This is a genomic window from Actinobacillus genomosp. 1, assembly GCF_029774175.1.
GTDB lineage: Bacteria > Pseudomonadota > Gammaproteobacteria > Enterobacterales > Pasteurellaceae > Actinobacillus.
In genome coordinates, this window is record NZ_CP103834.1 from 957,787 (window position 1) to 979,561 (window position 21,775).

Consider the following 21,775-nt stretch of genomic DNA (forward strand, 5'->3'; position numbering starts at 1 on the left):
AAAAAGAGACCGCTTGTGTACGATGAGCAATTAGTTTAATACCCAAACGCGTCCGTAGTGTTTCATTAAGCCGGCTTTATGACCCGCCTCATCACCGATACCTTGGTATAAGTCAAAGTGATGACCTTTTACCGCACCGCCGACATCTAATGCCACCATTAAACGTAATTCGTGTCTGCCCGTCCAGTTACCGGCACGATCGATTAACGGTGTTTCAACCAATAATACGCTGCCTGACGGTACAAGACTTTTATCTGAAGCGACTGACGCTAATGCAACTAACGGCACGCCTGCCGAACCTTTTACTTGACCGGTCGGATCATTTTTAAAGAAAACGTAAGACGGGTTACGTTCTAATAAGCCTTGTACACGATGCGGATTACGTTCGCCCCATTCACGAATCGCTTGAATAGACATCTTCTCTTTTGGAATCTCGCCGTCTTCAACTAATAAACGACCGACACTTGCATATTTAAAGCCGTTTTGCCCTGCATAAGCGAAATAATTTAAACGACCGTCACCGAAATCAACATAACCGCTACCCTGTACGCCAAGTAAAAAGTTATCCAGCATTGAGTCGCTATAAGCGAGTTCCAAACCTTTACCTGCTAATGCACCGTCATAAATTTGTGAACGAGTAAAACGTTTTTGGCTTGGCATCGCATAAATCGGGTGTTGATATTTACCTTGCGGCGTACGGCGTGCGTGAATAACCGGAGAATAATAACCGGTCATTAACACGTTTTGGAAACCGTCTTCGCCACGCATTTGTAACGCGTGGATATTATAACGTGCTAAATCCGATACCTTACCGCCTGAGGCAATCCAAGATGACACTTTACCGTAAGTACCTGCATAACGACCAGTAATACCGTCGGCATACGCACGCACATTATTTAATTGTTTTAAAAAGTCTTGGAAATTAACAATCGATCCGTTTGCCGCCACTCTCGGTGTGCTGACAAAATTATGCGGAATATATTGACGGTCTTTATATACCGCACCAAACTTTGCGTGTTCCGCTTGATAATCACTCTGCCCTTTGTTTGCTTTATCTGAAGAACAACTTGCGACTAAAATAGCTACTGCAGTTACCGCCGCCCACTTTTTATATGCCTTCCAATTCATAAAAAAACCTTAGAAATTTAATTGATGAGAAAGCGATTAGCCTACCAAAATTTCTACTAAAACGATACTAAATTTTTCGCTTTTACACTCGCTGTAACAGCGATATTTTAGGCTGTTTCTGTTTCAAATTCAGTCAAACAAACCTGTTTTCACAAATTACGCTTGCAATGCAATTAAAAGCGAGTATTATACACCTCATCCAGACGCGGGGTGGAGCAGCTTGGTAGCTCGTCGGGCTCATAACCCGAAGGTCGTTGGTTCAAATCCGGCCCCCGCAACCAAAATTCCTAGCCCTCGATAATATCGAGGGCTTTTTCTTATCTGCAAAAAATAAATGAAAATTTACCGCTTGCACCTTATCTTCTTTTACCAGTAAACTTTCCCAAAACCCTCGACAACTTTCTAGATATGAACAATATTCTTACCATCACGCAGCTTAACTATTCGGTACGCAATTTACTTGAAATGGAATTAGGACAAGTTTGGCTTACCGGTGAAATTTCCAATTTTAGCCAACCCGTTTCCGGTCATTGGTATCTCACCCTTAAAGATGAAAATGCCCAAGTACGTGGTGCAATGTTCAGAATGAAAAACCAACGAGTCGCTTTCCGCCCGCAAAACGGTATGCAAGTGCTGGTGCGTGCTAGCGTCAGTTTATATGAACCGCGTGGTGACTATCAGATCATTATTGAAAGTATGCAACCTGCCGGTGACGGCTTATTACAACAACAGTTTGAACAGCTAAAAATGAAACTGGCCGCCGAAGGACTTTTTGCACAAGAAAAGAAAAAAGCCATTCCGCCTTTTGCTAAGCGAGTCGGTATTATTACCTCTTCAAGCGGTGCAGCATTACAGGATATTCTGAATATTTTAAAACGTCGTGATCCGAGCTTGGCGATCATTATTTATCCGACTCTAGTACAAGGTAAAGAAGCGACACAAGATATTGTGAATACGATTGATTTAGCCAATCGTCGCCGAGAATGTGATGTGTTAATTGTCGGCCGAGGGGGTGGTTCGCTAGAGGACTTATGGTGTTTTAACGAAGAAGCTGTTGCTCACACCATTTTCCGTTCGGATATTCCGATTATTAGTGCGGTAGGTCACGAAACCGATGTGACGATTGCTGATTTTGTCGCAGATTTAAGAGCACCGACACCATCCGCCGCAGCGGAATTAGTTAGCCGAGATCAACAAGAGTTGGTTCGTCAGTTACAGCATCAATTTGACAAATTAAGTCTTGCTTTTGACCGCTTATGGGCGGATAAACAAGCATATTTCGAACGTTTAAAACTACGTTTAAATGCGAAGCACCCTGTCCGCCAAGTACAGATGCAACAACAACGATTAGCCCAATTTAGTTATCGTTTAGAAAGTGCGATACATAAAACTTATTTGACCGAAAAGCAAAAACTCGAACAATTGTTGCTACGCTTAACCAATCAGCATCCGCAACGCCAGTTACAACAGCAACAATTGCAATTAAAACAAGCAAGCTATCGTCTAACTCAAGCGATAGAACAAACATTGCTACGCAAACAACATCAGTGGAAACATATTACCGAACAAGTGAAGCGTAATCCCTTACCACATTACGTAGAAAAGAAAACTCAGCAATATGCTCAACTTGCACAACAGCTGCAATTTGCGATTGAAAAGAAATTAACCAAAGAACAGCAAAAATTCCAAGAGCTTTGCACGAAAATAGACGGTTTAAGCCCGCTAAAAATTTTAGCGAGAGGCTATTCCGTGACACAAACATCGCAAGGTGAAATTCTTCGTTCAACCCAAAATCTTGAGATAGGAACACAAATCACGACCAAACTTTCACAAGGTGAAATCGTAAGTGAAATCATCAAAGTTAATTGATTAAAATACAAACAAAAATAATCAATCTCCTTTTTCCTGTTTCAAATCAAGATGTTAATTAACTTTAATCTATATTGTTCACGAAGTTATCCACAATTTATGTGAATAACTTCGTTTTACTCAATAGCCTAAGTGTTGCTTTTTACGGCAAACAATGATTACTTGCTTTTTATTCCTTGCGCAAGCGGTCTAATTTCCCTATAATTCAACACGTCTTAGTTCTTAAGACATTCAAAAATCACACTCCTTTGCCAGTGTGGCGAAATCGGTAGACGCAGCGGATTCAAAATCCGCCGTTGAATAAACGTGTCGGTTCGAGTCCGACCACTGGCACCATTAAAACTTTCCTTATTTAATATGTATTAATGTTTAAATACATATACGTGAAATACAATTAGCTTCCTCTATAAGTTGAGTATCCATAAGGCGATAATGTGATCGGAACGTGGTAATGCGAGCGATCATTTAATTCAAATGACACTTCGACAAATGGATAAAAACTTTGTTCTTGCAGACGCTCAAAGTAATCTTTTACCTGAAACTTCAGTTTATAAACTCCATTATTATTTAAACCTTCTTGAATCGGTAAAAATTCTGCAATGCGCCCGTTCTTATCGGTAATATTTTTAGCAATTTGCTGCCAATTTCCATTTTCGTTATTAAGTTTGTAAAGTTCAACTTGGACATCCTCAGCAGGCTTTCCTTTGTTAATATCCAAAATATGAGTACTTAATTGATAAGGGCTAGCAGCACAAACGGAAGCGGTAAACATTGCAATCCCACTCATCATATAACGATTTAGCTTCATTTTTCCTCCTAATAGTAATGAAATTCATCGCCTAATTAGTCTGATATCAATGATTTAACTTTCTCCTGTACATTAAAATATTAATTATCGTTAGTTCCAATACCTATTTAGTACCTCATTTTATTACCTAAAACTCCTTACTTGTATTTCTGAATCTAGCAACTAAAAACAAGCGATGAAATTTTGCTAAATGCAAAAGATTTTGGAAATTTAACCGCTTTAAATTAAAAAAATTTATCCTATTTATCTTTATTATAAAAATAATAGATCATTAAGGGTGATAGATAAATGAATCCTTATTACTTGTTATCCTTAAAGATTGAGATAATTATTATCTAGAATCTTCCCCCACCAAATTTATTCATTTACATTCTTAGCCTTTTTGATTAGAAAAATTAAAACATAAAAAATAAATGGGACTAATGTAACCTTCCAAGTTTCGTAAAAAGCATCATCAAACCAATAATACACTTTGTGATTCCACCATCCCCAGACAAAGAGATATATAAACTTCATAAAAAAAAATATATAAAAAAACATGAAAATTTTCAATAAATGAAAAATCTCTTTAATTATCATTATTTATCCTTATTTATCTTATTTTGTAACTCAATAATATCTTTCTTTCTAGAATCTATATCACTGAAGAATTCTCCTGTATAGCTTCCTAAAGCACTTCCATATTTCATATTTCCAAATGGAATACTTATAACAGGGGAAACTATTCCGCCAAAATAATCACTATTCAAACTATTACCCGATGGATCTTTTGATAAACTACTCACGGTTGTAATACCAATATTGATTCTAATCTGATTTCCAATTGTATGATTCCGGGTTAAAGCCCCTCCAGCAAAAGCCCCAATCACTTCATATTTATCAATGTCTTGACCTGAGCTTGTCTTATAAGCTACATGACTGGCTGTTGATCCCCCCCATCAAGTAAAGCACCCGATACATTGGGATATTTACTAGTAAAAGCCCCAACATGCGAACTAGCTTGCTTACTAAATGCTGTTGCCGTTTCCATTGCTTTTTCAGCCGTTTTACTAAGAGTCTTTCCAGCCCCACCAATCATATATAGCTCAGGCGCTATCGGCTCTGCAACTCCTTTCGGCGAAATAACATAATTATAATAAGCATTATTCAATACCTTATTATTATCCTGTCTATTCCGATTCGCTTTACCTATATTCCCCAATAATTCAGCCGAGTATTTACTATCACTCGCACTTAAACCATTTAACAAACCAACCTCATTTAAACTATTCAAGTTATTTCTTGAAACAACATCGATATTTGGATAGTTTATTTTTCCAAACATACTACTATCCTTATACTGCTTCTCTGTCGCTTGGAACATTCTCACCTTCTCTCCATATAAAACTACATCATTACCATCTTTCCATTTAATAGCTTGGTTTTTATCGGCTTCCGTTTTTAAGGTTTTATAAGCAATAGCTAGACTTTCTTTATAATCATCCGCATAAATTTGGGCATCATTTAAAATCGTATTAATTCCTCCCAATACTTGCTGATTTTCTTTTTCATCTACCATTGTTGATGTCACCAAAGTAAGTTGTTCTTCCCAATAACTTTCTGCTTTACCATGCTCTTTTGCAAGTTGTCTCGCCAAATCCTTAATCCGCTGTTTCTCCTCAGGATGCAACTGTCTATTAAACTTCTCCGTTCTCAATGCCATTTGGGCAGATTGTTTCACTTCTGTAGAATTTCCTCCCAAACTCGCACCTATCAATGCACCTAAACCTGCCGCACTTGCCTGCTGAATCGCATTGCGTTCATCCGCCGTTAAAGCGGTGTTATTCACTAAATAATTTGCAATTTCGGTATTGATGTACTCACTACTCATAGCAGATAACGTACCAGCAGCGGTATTTCCTCCCCCCACTTTCGCTGATAAATATCCCACTAAACCATGTAGCGCTAGTTTTTGCGGGCTACCTTCTTCCCACTCCATAAACTGAGCTAAATCGCCCACCGCTTTTGCGCCCATTTCTGCAACGATTTGAGAGGCTTCTTGTTGCTCTTGCAACTTGGTTAAGTCTTGTTTTTCTACTTTTCCATTGGCATTTTCTACATCTCGATTCAGGCTTTGTAACGTCTCTTCTGCCGTTTTGCCTGTCAGGGCTTTTTATTTATCACTGTCGGTTATCTGCAAATCGATATTATCGCTTATCGCTGAACTTGTCGTGCTTCGCTCGCTTTCACTCATATTGCCCAACGCACTCAATGCCGCACCCATCGCGTGACCTGCCATTTTTGACATGTCATTACTCACGCCCGCACTCACGCTTGTCACTTTAATGTCACTACGGTTTTCAATATCCGACATCGTCAGCGTGCCGGTCTTCATGCTGTGGTTCGATTTATCGCCCTCTGCATTTATCACCCCGCCTGCTAAGTGTGTGTTTTCCTCTACATTAATTTCTGACGTTTTTCCAATGTTAAAACCCGACTGTTGATTTACTTGAGCGTAATCCACCTTCGCTTTGTTTTGGCTGATTTGGGCTGATACACATACACTACATCTATTGGATATCAATTCCTAACACAAAAAAGCGGTCAAATTTCGCTAAAAATTTGCAAATTGCAAAAAAGTTAGGAAATTTGACCGCTCGAAGTTTCTACAAAATAAGATAAATACCTTTGTCAATTCTGCTTATATTCACCACTTTAAAAAGGAAAAAAATGATTTTTTCTCCACTTTTCCGGCTAACAATTCCTTAACAAACTCGGGCTTTTCTTCTTCTGAAATATACTCATAAAACGAATAAATCACCTCTTCAGGTGTATATTCCTTTTCTCTTGCATCACAAACCATTTTTAACCAATAAAGCATTTCTGTTGGACGCCCCATTGAATAAAGCATCTGTAAGTGCTTTTCTAAAAATGGCTTTGCTGCTTTCTCCAATTGCTCCACCGTAAATTTATTTTCATAAAAATGCAGGCAATATGCATAAGCAAGCCTATAACCACTCATATTCTTATTCAACTTAAGCGCTTTATCACCTTTTACAGACTGATAAAGTTTGATTGCTTTTTCATATTCTTTGGCTTGAATATAGTGCAAAAGTGATAATGCAAAGATTTCTTTATCATCACGACTCATACCCTTTGAATAATCTTCGTTACCATAAAGCTCTTCTCGCCATTTCAAAGACTTTTTCCATAACTCAACATCATTTACTCCCGTATTTATCCAAGTAGCAAATGCCAAAGCTGAGTTTAAATTATTTTGATGGAATGCAAGAGTACCCATACATTCATTGTTATCTATTCCCTCAGAAAGCCAATCTATAATTCTAGGTAAGAAAGGCTTATATAATTTTTTATATCCAACGCTATATCCGTAGACTAACATATCCAGATCATGAATTGATGAGTTTCCAATAAATTTTTGATCTATAGCTTTTTGTTTTTTTATAAAAGAATAATTGAATCCACTTTTATAATAAGCGTCTTTTTTCCTAATTAAAGTTTCCTTAAAACTCATATATTCTTTCCTTACTCACATTTTTGATTGTTGCAATATTTTTGAATTACAGAATTTTTTACCTTACTATATCCAACTGTATGGGTTGTAAAGTTCCCTATTTTTAAATTCTGTATAGCTTTGTCTTTAACGTGTTCAGAAATAATCTTAGTATTTGAAATTTCTTCTATTGCCTCTCTAATTGCATTATTACGAGTATTTTCTCTAGAAAAAGTTGGAGATTCTCTTCCTTTGGTTAATGATGTTCTTACTTTACTATCCCAAAGCTCAACCTCTCCCGTTTTCGTATTAACGGAAATTACATCACTACCATTTGTACCTGTTGAATTCCCCCATTTTATTACTTGTCTATTTGGAGCTTCTTGAATGCTATTCGCTAAATTTATTTCTCCACGATAACCATTAATATCTTTCCATTCTTGATACACCGAATTACCTTTTGCTTTTTGTGGAACAAAACCATAACCTGCTTTTGGCTCAGGAAGATTAGGGTGCAATTCAATGCCATTGAAAACAACTTTTGGATAATTCGCCGGTACCCCTGTAACCTTAGCTCCATATTTAGCAGATGTCGCTCCTCTGATAGAGCCAACAAGTTCCGCAAAATTCTTAAAGAGCATTAGGTTTTCAACTTTAGATTTTGCCGCTTCTAACGGAATATTTTCTGCTTTTGCAATACCTAAAGCTACTTTCTCTATATATACCGAATCCGCATCTTTTCCTCGTAAAATTTGCTCTACATTGGCAAAATCATTAGGAAAAATATCTTTTAACTGTCCTCGGTAAGAAAAATATTCTTCATAACCACGTTGAGCATATTGAGCAGTCCTAGCTAATGATAAACATTGCTCACTACTTACTTGCTTACAAGCATCTCTAATTTCTTGATTGCGTTTCTCATCAATTCGATTAATTTCCTCTAAACGAGCTAAGTCATCTTTTGTAGCTGTACCCTCTACTTTTTTACGTTGTAAAACCATTTTTTCTTTGGCTTCATTAATAAATAAATAGTTATTCTCCACCGCCCTTTTTGCCGTTTCTACCCCTTGTAAGGTTGTTGCCGTATTACCGCCCACTCCATTACCAACTAAAGCACCCGATAATTGACCTGCAACACTCAGTAATTCGCGCTCTTCTTCACTTAATTGGCTTGCTTCTTTGTTAAAAACCACTTCCGATAATAACATCGCACTCGCTTCGCCTGCCATGCCTGATGCCGCTCCCGCTAGCTCATTATTACCCGAAATGCCCGCCTCCAATGCCGCTTTCTGCTTCCGTTCGGAATAGCTATCTACTGCACCACGCCGGCGCTCGACTCCTGTGAAAGCCCAAAGAAAACACAAAAACAAGCGGTCAAATTTCACTAAAAATTTGCAAATTGCAAAAAGTTAGAGAATTTGACCGCTTAGATATAAAGGCCTATCTATTCTTCATACTTAGCCATAATTTCATCAAAAGTTTTTAGCCCGTCTAAAAATTCTTCAAAATTATCCTCTTCTTGAACATTTAGATACTCTATCGAAATCATATTTCACGAAGGTAAATTATTTTTTAAATTAAACCATAGATTCTACTTTACCTGTTAAATAAAACTCACGAAAAACACTAAATACGATTTCAATATCCTTCGTAATCATATTGTTAGGGTAAGGTTCCCCTTGGAATAAACACCATCCATCCCCTTCTCCTTTTATATTTTTCACTTCCAAATCATCGGACACATTGATATGTAAAACAGGCATATAAAACTCACCATCCTTATATAAATATAATTCTGAAAAATTATCATCATCTTCTTTAGATTCATCAGACAAAATCATAACCCCATTAGAATGGGACATAAAAAATTTAATAAAATTTTCCATATCACTTATTGATGAAATATTTTTATATATTTGTTCCCTTTGATTTTCATTAATAACAAACCCTGAAAAATAAAAATTATTCATTCCCCCTCCCTTTTTTTTATTCGGTTTAACCTCTTTTATTTGATTCATACCTTTTTCCCAAAAATATACTTTTGGTCTCCCATCTTTATCACTGGTAGCATTTACTATCACTTTTGATAACCCTGCTTTATCTGCAATACTTGCAATATCTTTTCTACAATGTCCACAGACATCTTTCCCTTCAACTCGCATTTCCAATGTAGCTCCTTTGGTTTTACCACTATTAAATGCTTTTTGTATCACTTCTATCTCAGCATGTGCTGTTTTATCCGTCGCATTAGGTAATATTTTACCTTTTTGAATTTCCTTTTGTTTGACTACATCAAAAATTAATGTTGGTTTCTCAGTTGTTCTATCAAGTTTCGCTTTCTGATTAACCCCTATATACTCATTTTGATCAATTTTACCTGTTGCTTTTACAACAACATCACCATTGATTATAGCCTGAGTTGTTTTATAGCCTTCTGTCTTACCAACAGCCGGCAACTTCTCATTTGAACTAACACCTCTAGGAAGTCCTTTTATCGTTCTTCCCCAGCCTTCAAACTCACCCAACCAGCCTAAATCTATGCCGTTACTTACCCATTTATATTCCTCTGCAGGCGTGGTTCCCTTCTGCTTCGCTACCTCTGCCGCAAATATCTCTTTTTGTATCGTGACTGCGTCTTTACCCTTTAAAGCCTCTACCGCTCTTGCATAATCCGTACCAAATATCACTTTATATTGGCGATTATCCTTTCCATATCCTACATTTTGGATTTGGTTTGTGTAAGATTCATAGCTTAAACGTGCTTTTTGGGCATCCGCTATCGAAGCTTGGCAAGCTGCAGACCCTTTTCCAAACCTTGGGCAGTACTCTTCTATCTCTCGTTGTGTTCTTTGGTCTTTCTCCTCTAAAGCAGCCTTCTCTTCCTCATAAGCTCTTCGCTCTTCTGAATCCGAAGTCGTTTGAATTAACATCTCTAATTCTAATTTTCTTGCCGCTTCTTGAGCTGAGAGATAGTTATTCTCCACCGCCCTTTTTGCTGTTTCTATCCCTTGTACTGTTGCTGCAGTATTACCGCCCACTCCATTACCAACTAAAGCACCCGATAATTGACCTGCAACACTCAGTAACTCTCGCCCTTCTTCACTTAATTGGCTTGCCTCTTTGTTAAAAACCACTTCCGATAATAACATTGTACTCGCTTCACAAGCTACGCCTGATGCTGCTTTCTGCTTCTGTTCAGAATAGCTATCTACTGCAGAACGCCGGCGCTTGACTCCTGTCGAGTGTCCAAAGCCAATACAAAAACAAGCGGTCAAATTTCACTAAAAATTTGCAAATTGCAAAAGATTTAGGAAATTTGACCGCTTACAAATGCAACTAATTTTACTCTTCTATCTCTCTATTATTTAAAACTAAATTTAAGTCATAAAGAAATTCCTGCTTCTCCTCTTCTTCTAAGACAGAAATAAGATCATCAAGATTATTGTCTGATAAAATCTTATCTATATCATTCATCACTAAAGTGTGACTATAGGTATGTCTTGCTCCATTTAATATAATATAAATAACACTTAGCATTAAATTCTCTATTGGCAAATCGAAACTCCCATCAAAGCTATCTAAAGCTCCGCCCTATTCAGAGAAATCTTTATTCCATTTTGTAATTTTTCCATTTTCAAATTTTCTCTGACACCAAATATAGGCATCATAAAAAAACCACGCTTTTAATGTTTTATAATCAACTCTAGTTATCATCAGAATATTTTTTAAAACCTCTTCCTTTAACTAACAAATTTTAAATTTTCATATTCCCAATCGAAGTAATATCTTAATTTGTTTAAAACTTCTTCCCAATCTTCTCCAGAAATACTATTTACTTTATATTTGATTTCTCTCTCTATATCATCTATATCATCTATATCATCGCATACAATAAAACTTTTAGATGCAAGAACTATTTGGGCAGATTTTACTAATTGAGTATTAAAGACTTCTACTGCAAAATAATCTCCCCCCTCTTTACCTTTCTCACCTATAGTTAAAGATATCTTTAAATTATATCCTGTAGGATCAAGCATTAATTCCTGAGCTTCATTTTTTGATGAAACCCCACAATAGTTAATAGATTTTAAGTCTGCAATAACCATTATTTATCACTCCTGAACATTAAGATGTAAATTACTCTCCGATTTTTCTACATATCTACGTTTATTTTGATCATAAACTTGATGTATTCTTTCAAAGTTTGCTTGAATACCTGTAGGGGCATATTTTGAATGATTTTTAAGTTGAGGTGGTCTATATTTTCTAGACCCATCAGCGCTTGTAAATCCCCCATCAGTATTTAGAATAGCACCTTCTCCAATCCATTCTTTGGCTAGTTTTTCAATTTCAGCTCTGGTAAATGTTCCTTTTTCTGTTAAATTTCCTTCGCCTAATGCTGCATGCTTTAAAATAGGATTCTTATTGGATATATTCTGCAAATTTTCCTGCCTTAACTGCTCTTTTAACTTCGGATATAATGCAACATTCTCAGCCCCCGTTGAAATCCTTGTCGTCTGATTTTCATAACCTGTCGTCTTACCAACAGCCGGCAACTTCTCATTTGAACTAACACCTCTAGGAAGTCCTTTTATCGTTCTTCCCCAGCCTTCAAACTCACCCAACCAGCCTAAATCTATGCCGTTACTTACCCATTTATATTCCTCTGCAGGCGTGGTTCCCTTCTGCTTCGCTACCTCTGCCGCAAATATCTCTTTTTGTATCGTGACTGCGTCTTTACCCTTTAAAGCCTCTACCGCTCTTGCATAATCCGTACCAAATATCACTTTATATTGGCGATTATCCTTTCCATATCCTACATTTTGGATTTGGTTTGTGTAAGATTCATAGCTTAAACGTGCTTTTTGGGCATCCGCTATCGAAGCTTGGCAAGCTGCAGACCCTTTTCCAAACCTTGGGCAGTACTCTTCTATCTCTCGTTGTGTTCTTTGGTCTTTCTCCTCTAAAGCAGCCTTCTCTTCCTCATAAGCTCTTCGCTCTTCTGAATCCGAAGTCGTTTGAATTAACATCTCTAATTCTAATTTTCTTGCCGCTTCTTGAGCTGAGAGATAGTTATTCTCCACCGCCCTTTTTGCCGTTTCTATCCCTTGTAAGGTTGCTGCCGTATTATCGCCCACCGCATTACCGGCTAAAGCACCCGATAATTGACCTGCAACACTCAGTAACTCGCGCTCTTCTTCACTTAATTGGCTTGCCTCTTTGTTAAAAACCACTTCCGATAATAACATCGCACTCGCTTCACCAGCTACGCCTGATGCCGCTCCCGCTAGCGCATTATTACCCGAAATGCCCGCCTCCAATGCCGAAAGCGCGGCATGAGCTAATAAGTTGGCTGTCTTATTATCCGAGGTGTATTTGTGAATCTGTGCATTTAACTCCGGAGATATTGCCGTCGCCGCTACTTCTCCTGCACGACCGCCTGATAATATCGCACCCAGCGTCACCGCGACCGTATCTAACTTACGTTTTGAAGCCCCTCCTTCTCGCCAGCTTTCTTCTTTCGCTTTAGCCTCAGTGTAAACACGTTCCATTTGTGATAGGTCTTCTTCTGAAGCGCCTGTGCGTCTCGCTTTAGCTAACGCCTCCTCCGCCGCATTCACTTCTTCCTCTGCCGCTTTCTGCTTCCGTTCGGAATAGCTATCTACTGCACCACGCCGGCGCTCGACTCCAGCGAGCGTCCAAAGAAAACACAAAAACAAGCGGTCAAATTTCGCTAAAAACTTGCAAATTGCAAAAGATTTTGGAAACTTGACCGCCTAAGTTTTGTTATTTCCTCTTATAAAAGATCTATATTCACTCTCTAGGGAATATTAATATATATCATGCTATTCTGACAAAAATTTATTAACATCTAATATTATTTTTTTAAACTCACTAGTTTTTAATATAGAAACATCCACATGCCAATATCCCTCATCAAAGAATTGTAAGTTTTTTTTCAATGTCATATCTTTATTAAAAAAACGAGATAACTCCCCTAATTCATCTATATTCATAGTTTTATTAACTAAAACAATCTTTGTAAAACCATTAAAATTAACTATAAATGGATACACTCCTTTGCCAAAATATTCAAAATCATCAATATCCCATAAATTATTTCTAGTTTCTAACAATCTTTCATTCGATACAATATCATCGATATAATCAAACAAAATTGATTCATCATTTTTTATCAACTCATAGTCAATAATCCCTTTTTCTATTGCTTTCTCTATACCAAAAAGCGATAAAAAACTTTGTTTAATTAACTCAATCATTAATTCTCGATCAGGTAAATTATAAAGAAACTCATCTTCTCGATTAAAAATATCATTATTCCAGTCAACCCCCCCCAATAAACATGAATTCATATTATAAGCTAGGTAAGATGGATATAACTTCATATCTAAAATAAGATTTAATGATGAAAATTCTCCAACTAATTTATCAACTTGTATTGCAAAATTACTAAAATTACCCTCTTCATCATAGACTCCTGGATTCCCAAATATCATTTTTTTCTAACCTCTTTCTCTGTTGTACCTAATTTTTTTAAAATATCATTACTAATATTTTTTGTATCTAAAATTTGTGATGCCGGTTGATCCCTTCCTGTCCGTCCAGCCCAATGCCATTCTGTCCCCTCTTTATTAGAATTAAATTGATGAATGTTTCCTTGAGAATCAATTGAATAGCGTTTTTTCCCATCTACTACAGAATTTCTAAAAAGTTCTAATGAATTTCTAGGCTCTATCCCTGCATTTGGTCTATTTCCTGGCATACCTTTAGTGTGTTTCGCATTAGATTTATATGTAACTTCTTTATCTGCTATCTGTACTTTTTCTGGATTTGGATATGGAATTGCAGAACCTCTATCCACTTTATTCGACTTCTTCGCAAAATCAACTTGAGTCGGCTTATGTCCTAATTGTTCCTTGCCAACAATCTGTGCCGCATTTACACCAAATTCAAGTGCATTTTCCGCAAAACTATGTCTAGCTTTTAATGCATTTATTGACTTCGTATTTTCCTCTTCCACCAACGTTAAAAAGCGAGAACGCTCTTCTGTCGATAAACCTGACATCCACCCCCAAATTAAACCTGAATAATCTACCGCAAGTTCCGTTGCATTCCCTAGCATTCCTTCAACCGGCAAACGGCAACTTTCACCACAATCACTCAAAAGCGCTTCTCTTTGGGCTTGGCTTAACTGACGATAATGCTTATAGACTGCCTCAACATCTTCCCCATTTTCTATCGCCTTACGAATATCTCTATATAATGCTGCAACATCTTTTGATGATAACGCATTATTCTCCACCGCATTCTTCGCTACTTCTACCCCTGTGCTCACTGCGTTTAGCGTTTCTACACTTGAACTACCATTTACTGCACCTGATGCTAAACCGGCTAAGGCTTTGCTGAGCGCTAATACCTCCTCTTTTTCTTCCGTCGTCAGTTCATGCGGCTCTTTTTCATAAAGCCCCTGCGTGAGTACTCTTGCGCCTATCTCTGCTGCACCTGCCGCAACGGCTCCCGTACTCGCTTTTCCGCCTGCCAGCTCCGCTTCTATTGCGCCCCATAATACATGGGCTGCAATATTTGCCGTTTCACTCTGCTCTGTCAGCTGTTTTATCGCCTGATTCACATAAGGGGATGCAGCCCCTGCAACTACCGCTTCTGTTGGTTTACCTGCGATAGCTAAACTGATTGCCGTAGTAACCGCATCAACTTTGCGTTTATGTTCTCCCGAGGTTTGCCATTTCTCCGCTTCTTCTTTCTTCTGAATTGCTTCAGCTATTTTTCCTGCTTTCTCAAGCTCCTCTGCTTCTTGATTTAGTTCTTTTGCTTTACTTTCTGTATAAGCTTGAGCTGCCGCACCAATATCTCCCACTGCCGCTGAAAGTACCTGTTGGTCTTTCAACTTCTGTTTGATATCAAACGTCGCTTCAACTTGTTTATTCGCTTGGTTTAAGTCTGTGTTTAGCCCTAGCGCTTGTGCCGTCGTTTCGGTCGGTTGGCTATCTTTGTTTAAGGTGATTTTGCCTTCCGTTAACGTTGCTTTCGTCACACTGCTATCACTTTCGCTATCATACATCGGGACTGTCGGCTTGATACCGTTACTTTGCGTTGTACCCGTCAGTTTCGCCAAGTCCGCTTGCTGTTTCGCTCCTTCTTTGCTTGTCGCCTCCGCATTACCTAATTTATTCAGGTTAGCCGATACACTCATGCCGCCCGTTAAGGCTTTGCTCTCGCTTTCATTCTCAATATCTTTAAAAGCAAGCGTATTTGTGCTTAATTCACTCTTAGTCGGGTTCGTACTCGCTATCGCTCCGCCATTTAGCTGTACGTGGTCTGCATTAACATGATAACCGCCCTCTTCCGCAAATAAACCCGATTGCTCTACCACTTGCTTGCTGTTCGATTTACCACTTGAGGCATTGCCGTAACCGCTTCCGCCCCATGCCGTACCCAGCGCAACTTGCACGCGTCCGCCTGCACCTACACTGCTGCTCTTAGAATGATGTTCATCTTGACGGCTTTCTACTGTTAATGTACCACCCACATCCGCATTAATGGTTTTTCCTTTCGCTACTGCGCCTGCTAATGTGGTATCTCCCCCACTTTTTAACGTGATGGTTTCACTGTCTAAGTGGCTATTATTTTGTACAACATGCTGTTCGTCTTGTTTACCTTTCGTAAAACCGCCTTGTACATAAATATACGCCCCAGTTTGGGCTCCTACCGCTACACCAGCCCCCACTTCAAAACCACTGCTTTGCTGTTTGCCTTTTTGCTTCGCTGTGCTTTGGCTTGATTCCACGATGAGGTCTTTATGTGCATCTAACGTAATTGAGCTATCCGCTAAGCGATTGCCTTCACTGTCTCGGCTAACAAAGTCCGTCTGCTTCGCTTGAATATCTCCGCTTCTTGATTTTACGCTGATATGTTGCGCATTCACTACATTACCTTGCGCTTCCGACTGTGCAGATTCCATTCGCTCTCGGCTATGTCTATAGCCGGTACCCGCTTCCACGCGCAACAATGCTCCGCCTGCCGCTGCATTGGCATAAGCAGAATAGCCTTTTGCCGCAACGCCTAACGCTTGTGCTGCTCTGACTCTATCATTCGCCTCTTTATTTTCTATCGCACTTTCTACCGCCTGCACTAAATCAATAATCGGCGAGCCTACTCGGGCAAATGTCCCCATTTTTAGATCGCTTTTATGGCTTGAACTTGTGCCTGTATTATGTGCAACATCAAAGGTGACTTTTTCCGCCTCGATATCTATGCGTTTTTTCGCCAAAATTTGGCCGCTTGTTTGGTGGAAATCATTACCTGCTTCAATATCAACATTACCGTTTAAGCTTGCGATAGTTGCTCCGCTGTGGCTTACGCTATCATGACTCTCACTACTTAATTGACGATGGTATCCGCCAAAACGCTCCGTTTCTGATACGACTGCTTCGCCAATATGGTGTTTTTTACTTGAGGTTGATTGCCCTACTCGTTTTTCAACGGTTGTTAATACCACATCTCCACCTGCGGAAATGCGGTTATCTCCTTCACTCACTAATTGAGTACCGGCTAAACGAACATCCCCTTGCTTCGCTGTTACGCTGCTATTGCCACCAAATGATAAAACACTTGCCTGTTCAGTAACCGTATCACCTTCACCAAGATCTTTTTCACTATAGATACCGCCACCTTTCGAAGCATTTAACTCAATACCTTTACGGGTTGAACGATTATTTTGTGAAGTTGAGGAAGTTGCTACATCAAGCTGAATATCCTCCTTCGCCGATAATGAACCATCTCCTTTCGCAGAGAGCTGTGAGCCTTGAGAAGTAATATCGCCCTCTCTTGCAGTAATACTTAAATTACCGCCAGCATCTACATGTCCAATGACAGCTGTTTCTTTTTGAGTGTCCTTATTCAGCTCAATTTTTTGCGTTTTGAAATAAGGACTTCCCGGATTCATGAGTTGGTTGGCGGTTTTTGACGCCGCATCTGCAGCAGTTAAAATCTTACCGATAACCCCAGCCGCTGAACCTTGTGACGCTTGCTCACCAAAGTTATCTTTTACCACTTGTACAGGGTTATATACCGCACTCACACCAAAGCCGGTAGATTTTGACTTATAGCTGAATTGATTATTTTCATGCTCTGTCATTGCATTTAAATGAACGTTATTACCTTCAATAGCAATATCTCTTCCGGCATTCATTCTTGCCGCATTGCTTGTAACATCACCATGAATAGAAGATATGGTTAAATTACCTGATACCGAGTTTAATACCGTAGTCGCAATACTTGTCGCTACATTTTTATCTCTCATATCAGATTTATTTTTCGAATAACCGACAGAGGCAACACCTCTGCTTTTCGAAGCTGAAAGTCCACTGCTTTGGCGAATTTCTTTTTCGCTTTTTGTCTCTGTATTTTCCGCTGCACCTAATATGATATCTTTCTCAGCAAATGCAGTAATGTCATTTAACGCAATAATCTCTGCCGCTGTTAAATCAAGGTTACCTTTGCGTGAGTCTAAATAAACATCTTTAGCAGCAAGTACACTACCTTTATGCGATGTCACATCTCTCGTTTTTTCTGTTTCTAAGCTTGAAGAGCCAAAAGCATTGCGTTTTTTATATTTATGGTATTCTTCATATTCGCCTGAACGTAATGCTGTGCCGAGTACTAAATCATTTTCAGCTAATGCAGCTAAACGCTCTTTCGCACCGAGTTCTGCGCCTTCAGCAGTAAGCGTATTCGCAACTAAAGTCACATTGCCGTTACCCGATACACGGCTTACCACTACATCTTGTACTGCTTCATTACGATAGTGATTGCCGCCGCCCATTTTCTCATCAAAACCGACTGCAACCGTGCCTAAATGCATTTGGTCTTTTGCTTTGAGATAAGTTAAACCTTGACCGTCATTAATAATATCCGAGCCGTTAAGGGTGATATTGTTCGCCGTCACCTGTAAGGTGCCGTTTGCATCTTTTACGTGTAATAACGCTTTACGATCTAGCGTAGTTTGTTTACGTTTAAAGCCGTCTAAATCAATTTCAGTATCTCGGGTGGTGGAAGAATGTGTAAAATTCCCTGCAACATCAAGGAATAATGCACTATTTGCTTCCATAACACCGCCATTGTTTTCCGCATCACCGGAAACATTACCTTGCAATATACCGCCGGAAATCTTACCGCTATTTACCAATTTATCTGCTGCGAATTTTACAAAATTACGGCCGGCAATCGTCCCTTCATTAATTAATGAAGTCGTATTTACATTCATTTTATCGGCAGAAATCAATGTACCTTTGCCGCTAATATCACCTTTGCGAGCAACCGCATACACTTTCGGCACTAAAACTTGTTCTACTTGGCCATTTGGTAATGTCACGCTTTCGGTCTCTAACCAGACAATATCGGAAGTAAGTTGTGCAACTTGATTTGAGCTTAATGAAATGCCCGGGCGTAAGTTAAATTTTTGCGCAAAAGTTACACCGGCATCCATTAATGCTTTATATTGGTCGTCAAAATTTTCAAACTCGCCTAAGAATTGTCTTCCGGTCAGCTTATTGATTTGCTCTCTCACTAAACGCTGTTCATAAAAACCATCGCCCAAGCGTTTATGCACCGCTTCGTGTTCTGAACGAAGGGCGTTATACATATAATCGCTTGCTAACCATCTTTTTCGGTCGGTAAAATCCGGATCCGTCTCAATTAAGACGTGACTATCCGCATCAGGGTTAATTTTATATAAACTCTGATTCGGTAAACGAGTATCCGCTTTCACGCTGCGTATTTCTATTCCGTCTTGAGGCGTTGGAATTGCCGAAATAGTTAATTCTTTAAATTTTGGTACATCTTCTTGTAAAGGCTTAAGAGCTAATTCATTTCCTTGAGACGAGATCCCATTTGCGTCTACTGAATTAACATAACCATTGAACTCACTTGGTGTAATATCATTTCTTTCTTGCCAAATTCCCATATCCTTATGAGTTTCGTTAATACGCATTAATGGACCATGGCTATTATCTTTACGCTGGAAATAGCGTCTATGCCCCCCTCGCCATACTGTATAAGAGAAATGACGATTCCCTTCCTCAATATCTTGATGGATAGCATCTTCATCATCTCTATTTTCTAACTTACCGATCCCTACTTGCTCAATACCTTTAGCAATTACCCAGCTTTTATCATTTAAGAATCGTTCGCTGTTATATGTAATTCCTTCTCCTGAAAGGATCTGCGCAGGCGCAGTACGAGTAGTTACATTCTCTTTAACATATTCCTTTTTAACATTAATTGCCCAGAAACGATCATACACATCACCAACAATCTCTTTATTATGTGTATCAATCGCTTCTGTCAATGCTTTGAGTTTATCGCCATATTTATTTGTCCATTCTTGTAATGGCTTCATTAACTCATAGTCTTTTTTGGCTTGGACGGCTTTATCATAAGCCTCTTTTTCTTTGCGATAATTTTCTAGTTTTGTCTGAAATACTTCTTCACTTTCATTAGCTTGTTTAGCTGGTTGTATCGGTAATAGTGGAATTACAGGCAAAGTTTGATTCTCTTCTTGCTGATCTAATTTTACAAGTTCTTCATCTGAAAGAGAGCTTAACTTCTCATCATTCAATTCTAAGCGTTTTAAATATGCAGCCATTTCCGGAGTAATTTCAGGTACATCTTCTGTTGGTGCCTCAATACCAAAATATCCCCAAACTGGGCTATCTTTTTTATAAACACCTGCATCTAATGACTTACAATTCTGATTGTCGTCACAATTAACCTGATTAGGAGATGCTAATACCTTACTTTTGATTTGATCTGTATCCGTAATAACTTCCAAATTATTCACATTGTATTTGCGCATCCATTTCCATGTACGGCTAAATCCGATCCGCTGTAATTCATCAGTACTGATATACGGCAACTTACCGTTGTTATAAGGTTGATCAACTTTAGTTGCCTCTCCCTCCGGCAAAATATAATTCTTATCGACTTCATTTATAGGACCGACAATTTGTAATTCGGAACGATAGTACTTATTAATATTTTCAATATTCTTAATATTCAGTACCGTATGTCCTACCGCTTCTATCACACTACTAATATTTTTGAATGAGTCCGCTTGTCCTTCTGCAAGATCTTGCTCATTTAATTCACTACCAAAAACAATATCTCCACCACTATAAATATAGCCGCCACCTTTTAGGTTTTGATCATAAGTAGCCATTTCATTCGTAATCGTTTTACTTGCTAAATCTAAACTTTTACGAGCCGCAATTGTTGCAGCTTTACCGCTCTCATCTTGATTAAGAATATTTTCAGCTCCAAGTGCAACATAATCACCATAAATACGGCCGGAACCTTTATTCTCGATCACTTTAGCTTTAACGACAGTTTTTGACGTATCCTCTTCATTAAAACTATTAATTAAGCCTCTATTTTCAACTTTGTCATTTACCGTGATACGAGTATGCCCTGAACTAATACGACCGTCAGCCGCATTGTTTAAACTTTGCGCCGTTAAGGCTAACTTATCACTAGCTGATAATTTATGATTATTGACCACATTACCAAGCGTCTCGATAGCAAGTGTGCTTTTTGCATTAATATTATTCTTAGTATTAAAATCATCTTTCTGTTTAATACTTAGCTCTTTAGCTTCTAAATGTCCATCTTCACTGATCGCTTTAGCCTCAACAGATAATCTCTTTTCTGCTTGGATCTTACCTTCTTTATTTGTCACTATAAGATCAGTTTGATAACCTGAAATCGATAACCCTCCCCAACTTAAAATCTCACCAGCCTGATTGTTTACTGCCTTAGCAATATTCAGTAAGCCCTCGCTTTCCAGATAAATACCGCCTTTTTCGTTTTCTAAACGATCCGAAGTTAGCGTCAGTTTTTGTGCAATAATACCTTGTGTCGGTGTTTTGTCTTGAGCAACAGTACCGTTATTCTCAAAGGTTGGCGTATTCACAACAAGTGGCGTACCGGCTTCAATTAATGAGCCGTTTTCCGCTACTTTATTATTCAAGATATGTGATGCCGTGATGGTTCCGCCCTGCTGCGTTTGAATAAAACCACCTTGGTTATCAAGTAACGCTGTATTGATAATAAGTTGCGCTAAACTCTGAATTTTTCCATCCTGAGTATTTGTAAGCTGCTGACCATTGGTATTGATCTGCTGATTTTCCGTAGAGAAAAGCGTACCCTGCTGATTATTAATTTCAGCCGAATCAATTTGTAATGCTTTTCCGGATAAAATCTGCTCTTGTTGGTTATTCAAAGCTTGTTTCTGTGCATCTAAAACAAGGTTATCTTGTGCTGTATAAAGCGTTCCTTGCTTATTATCCACTCCGTAAGCGGTTAAATTTAGCTGATTTTTTGCAGAAATCGTGCCTTGTTGGTTATTCAGTAAGCTTGAGACACTTAAATCCACGCTACTG

14 protein-coding genes and 2 tRNA genes are annotated in these 21,775 nt (G+C 38.5%); 3 read left to right on the plus strand and 13 right to left on the minus strand.

The genetic code is table 11. The annotated features are described in order from the left end of the window. Positions 1–30: 30 nt before the first annotated feature. Complete coding sequence (gene mltA / locus NYR63_RS04390; RefSeq protein ID WP_279458361.1) at positions 31–1,128, minus strand: murein transglycosylase A; 1,098 nt, start codon at positions 1,126–1,128, stop codon at positions 31–33. A 204-nt stretch (positions 1,129–1,332) separates the two neighbouring features. On the opposite strand from mltA, the gene NYR63_RS04395 reads away from it, so the two are divergent. The 3 genes from NYR63_RS04395 to NYR63_RS04405 all read left to right on the plus strand — a co-directional run bounded on the left by NYR63_RS04395 (position 1,333) and on the right by NYR63_RS04405 (position 3,333). After that, positions 1,333–1,409, plus strand: a tRNA-Met gene (locus tag NYR63_RS04395). Positions 1,410–1,536: 127 nt separating this feature from the next. After that, complete coding sequence (gene xseA, locus NYR63_RS04400) at positions 1,537–2,997, plus strand: exodeoxyribonuclease VII large subunit (RefSeq protein WP_279458362.1); 1,461 nt, start codon at positions 1,537–1,539, stop codon at positions 2,995–2,997. A 250-nt stretch (positions 2,998–3,247) separates the two neighbouring features. Next, positions 3,248–3,333: transfer RNA gene (locus tag NYR63_RS04405), tRNA-Leu, on the plus strand. 58 nt (positions 3,334–3,391) lie between these two features. Here NYR63_RS04405 and uraH read toward each other — a convergent pair. The 12 genes from uraH to NYR63_RS04465 form a co-directional block, all read right to left on the minus strand. Continuing rightward, complete coding sequence (gene uraH, locus NYR63_RS04410) at positions 3,392–3,805, minus strand: hydroxyisourate hydrolase (RefSeq protein WP_279458363.1); 414 nt, start codon at positions 3,803–3,805, stop codon at positions 3,392–3,394. A gap of 578 nt (positions 3,806–4,383) precedes the next feature. Further along, on the minus strand, positions 4,384–4,674 hold the full coding sequence (locus NYR63_RS04415) for a hypothetical protein (RefSeq protein WP_279458364.1): 291 nt from the start codon (positions 4,672–4,674) through the stop codon (positions 4,384–4,386). Positions 4,675–4,715: 41 nt separating this feature from the next. Then, positions 4,716–5,858 carry a hypothetical protein gene (locus tag NYR63_RS04420; RefSeq protein WP_279458365.1) on the minus strand — a complete coding sequence of 381 codons (1,143 nt, stop codon included), beginning with the start codon at positions 5,856–5,858 and terminating at the stop codon, positions 4,716–4,718. Between the two features lie 99 nt (positions 5,859–5,957). Further along, entirely contained in the window at positions 5,958–6,368 is a 411-nt protein-coding gene (locus NYR63_RS04425; protein ID WP_279458366.1) for a hypothetical protein, read from the minus strand. Positions 6,369–6,491: 123 nt separating this feature from the next. Then, positions 6,492–7,319: a hypothetical protein gene (locus NYR63_RS04430; RefSeq protein WP_279458367.1), complete on the minus strand. Its 828-nt coding sequence runs from the start codon at positions 7,317–7,319 to the stop codon at positions 6,492–6,494. Positions 7,320–7,330: 11 nt separating this feature from the next. Beyond that, positions 7,331–8,683: a VENN motif pre-toxin domain-containing protein gene (locus tag NYR63_RS04435; RefSeq protein ID WP_279458368.1), complete on the minus strand. Its 1,353-nt coding sequence runs from the start codon at positions 8,681–8,683 to the stop codon at positions 7,331–7,333. 192 nt (positions 8,684–8,875) lie between these two features. Then, positions 8,876–10,447, minus strand: a complete 1,572-nt coding sequence (locus NYR63_RS04440; RefSeq protein WP_279458369.1) for a VENN motif pre-toxin domain-containing protein — start codon at positions 10,445–10,447, stop codon at positions 8,876–8,878. Between the two features lie 193 nt (positions 10,448–10,640). Then, the gene (locus NYR63_RS04445) at positions 10,641–10,835 is read right to left on the minus strand and encodes a hypothetical protein (protein WP_279458370.1); all 195 of its coding nucleotides are present in this window, start codon (positions 10,833–10,835) and stop codon (positions 10,641–10,643) included. 203 nt (positions 10,836–11,038) lie between these two features. Further along, complete coding sequence (locus NYR63_RS04450) at positions 11,039–11,404, minus strand: Imm8 family immunity protein (RefSeq protein WP_279458371.1); 366 nt, start codon at positions 11,402–11,404, stop codon at positions 11,039–11,041. 6 nt (positions 11,405–11,410) lie between these two features. Beyond that, positions 11,411–12,850: a VENN motif pre-toxin domain-containing protein gene (locus NYR63_RS04455; protein WP_279458372.1), complete on the minus strand. Its 1,440-nt coding sequence runs from the start codon at positions 12,848–12,850 to the stop codon at positions 11,411–11,413. A 294-nt stretch (positions 12,851–13,144) separates the two neighbouring features. Next, the gene (locus NYR63_RS04460; RefSeq protein ID WP_279455430.1) at positions 13,145–13,816 is read right to left on the minus strand and encodes a hypothetical protein; all 672 of its coding nucleotides are present in this window, start codon (positions 13,814–13,816) and stop codon (positions 13,145–13,147) included. Then, a complete protein-coding gene (locus tag NYR63_RS04465; RefSeq protein WP_431831767.1) occupies positions 13,813–21,768 on the minus strand; it encodes a hemagglutinin repeat-containing protein in 7,956 nt (2,651 codons plus the stop codon). Before NYR63_RS04465 ends, NYR63_RS04460 begins: the two co-directional genes overlap by 4 nt. Positions 21,769–21,775 lie beyond the last annotated feature (7 nt).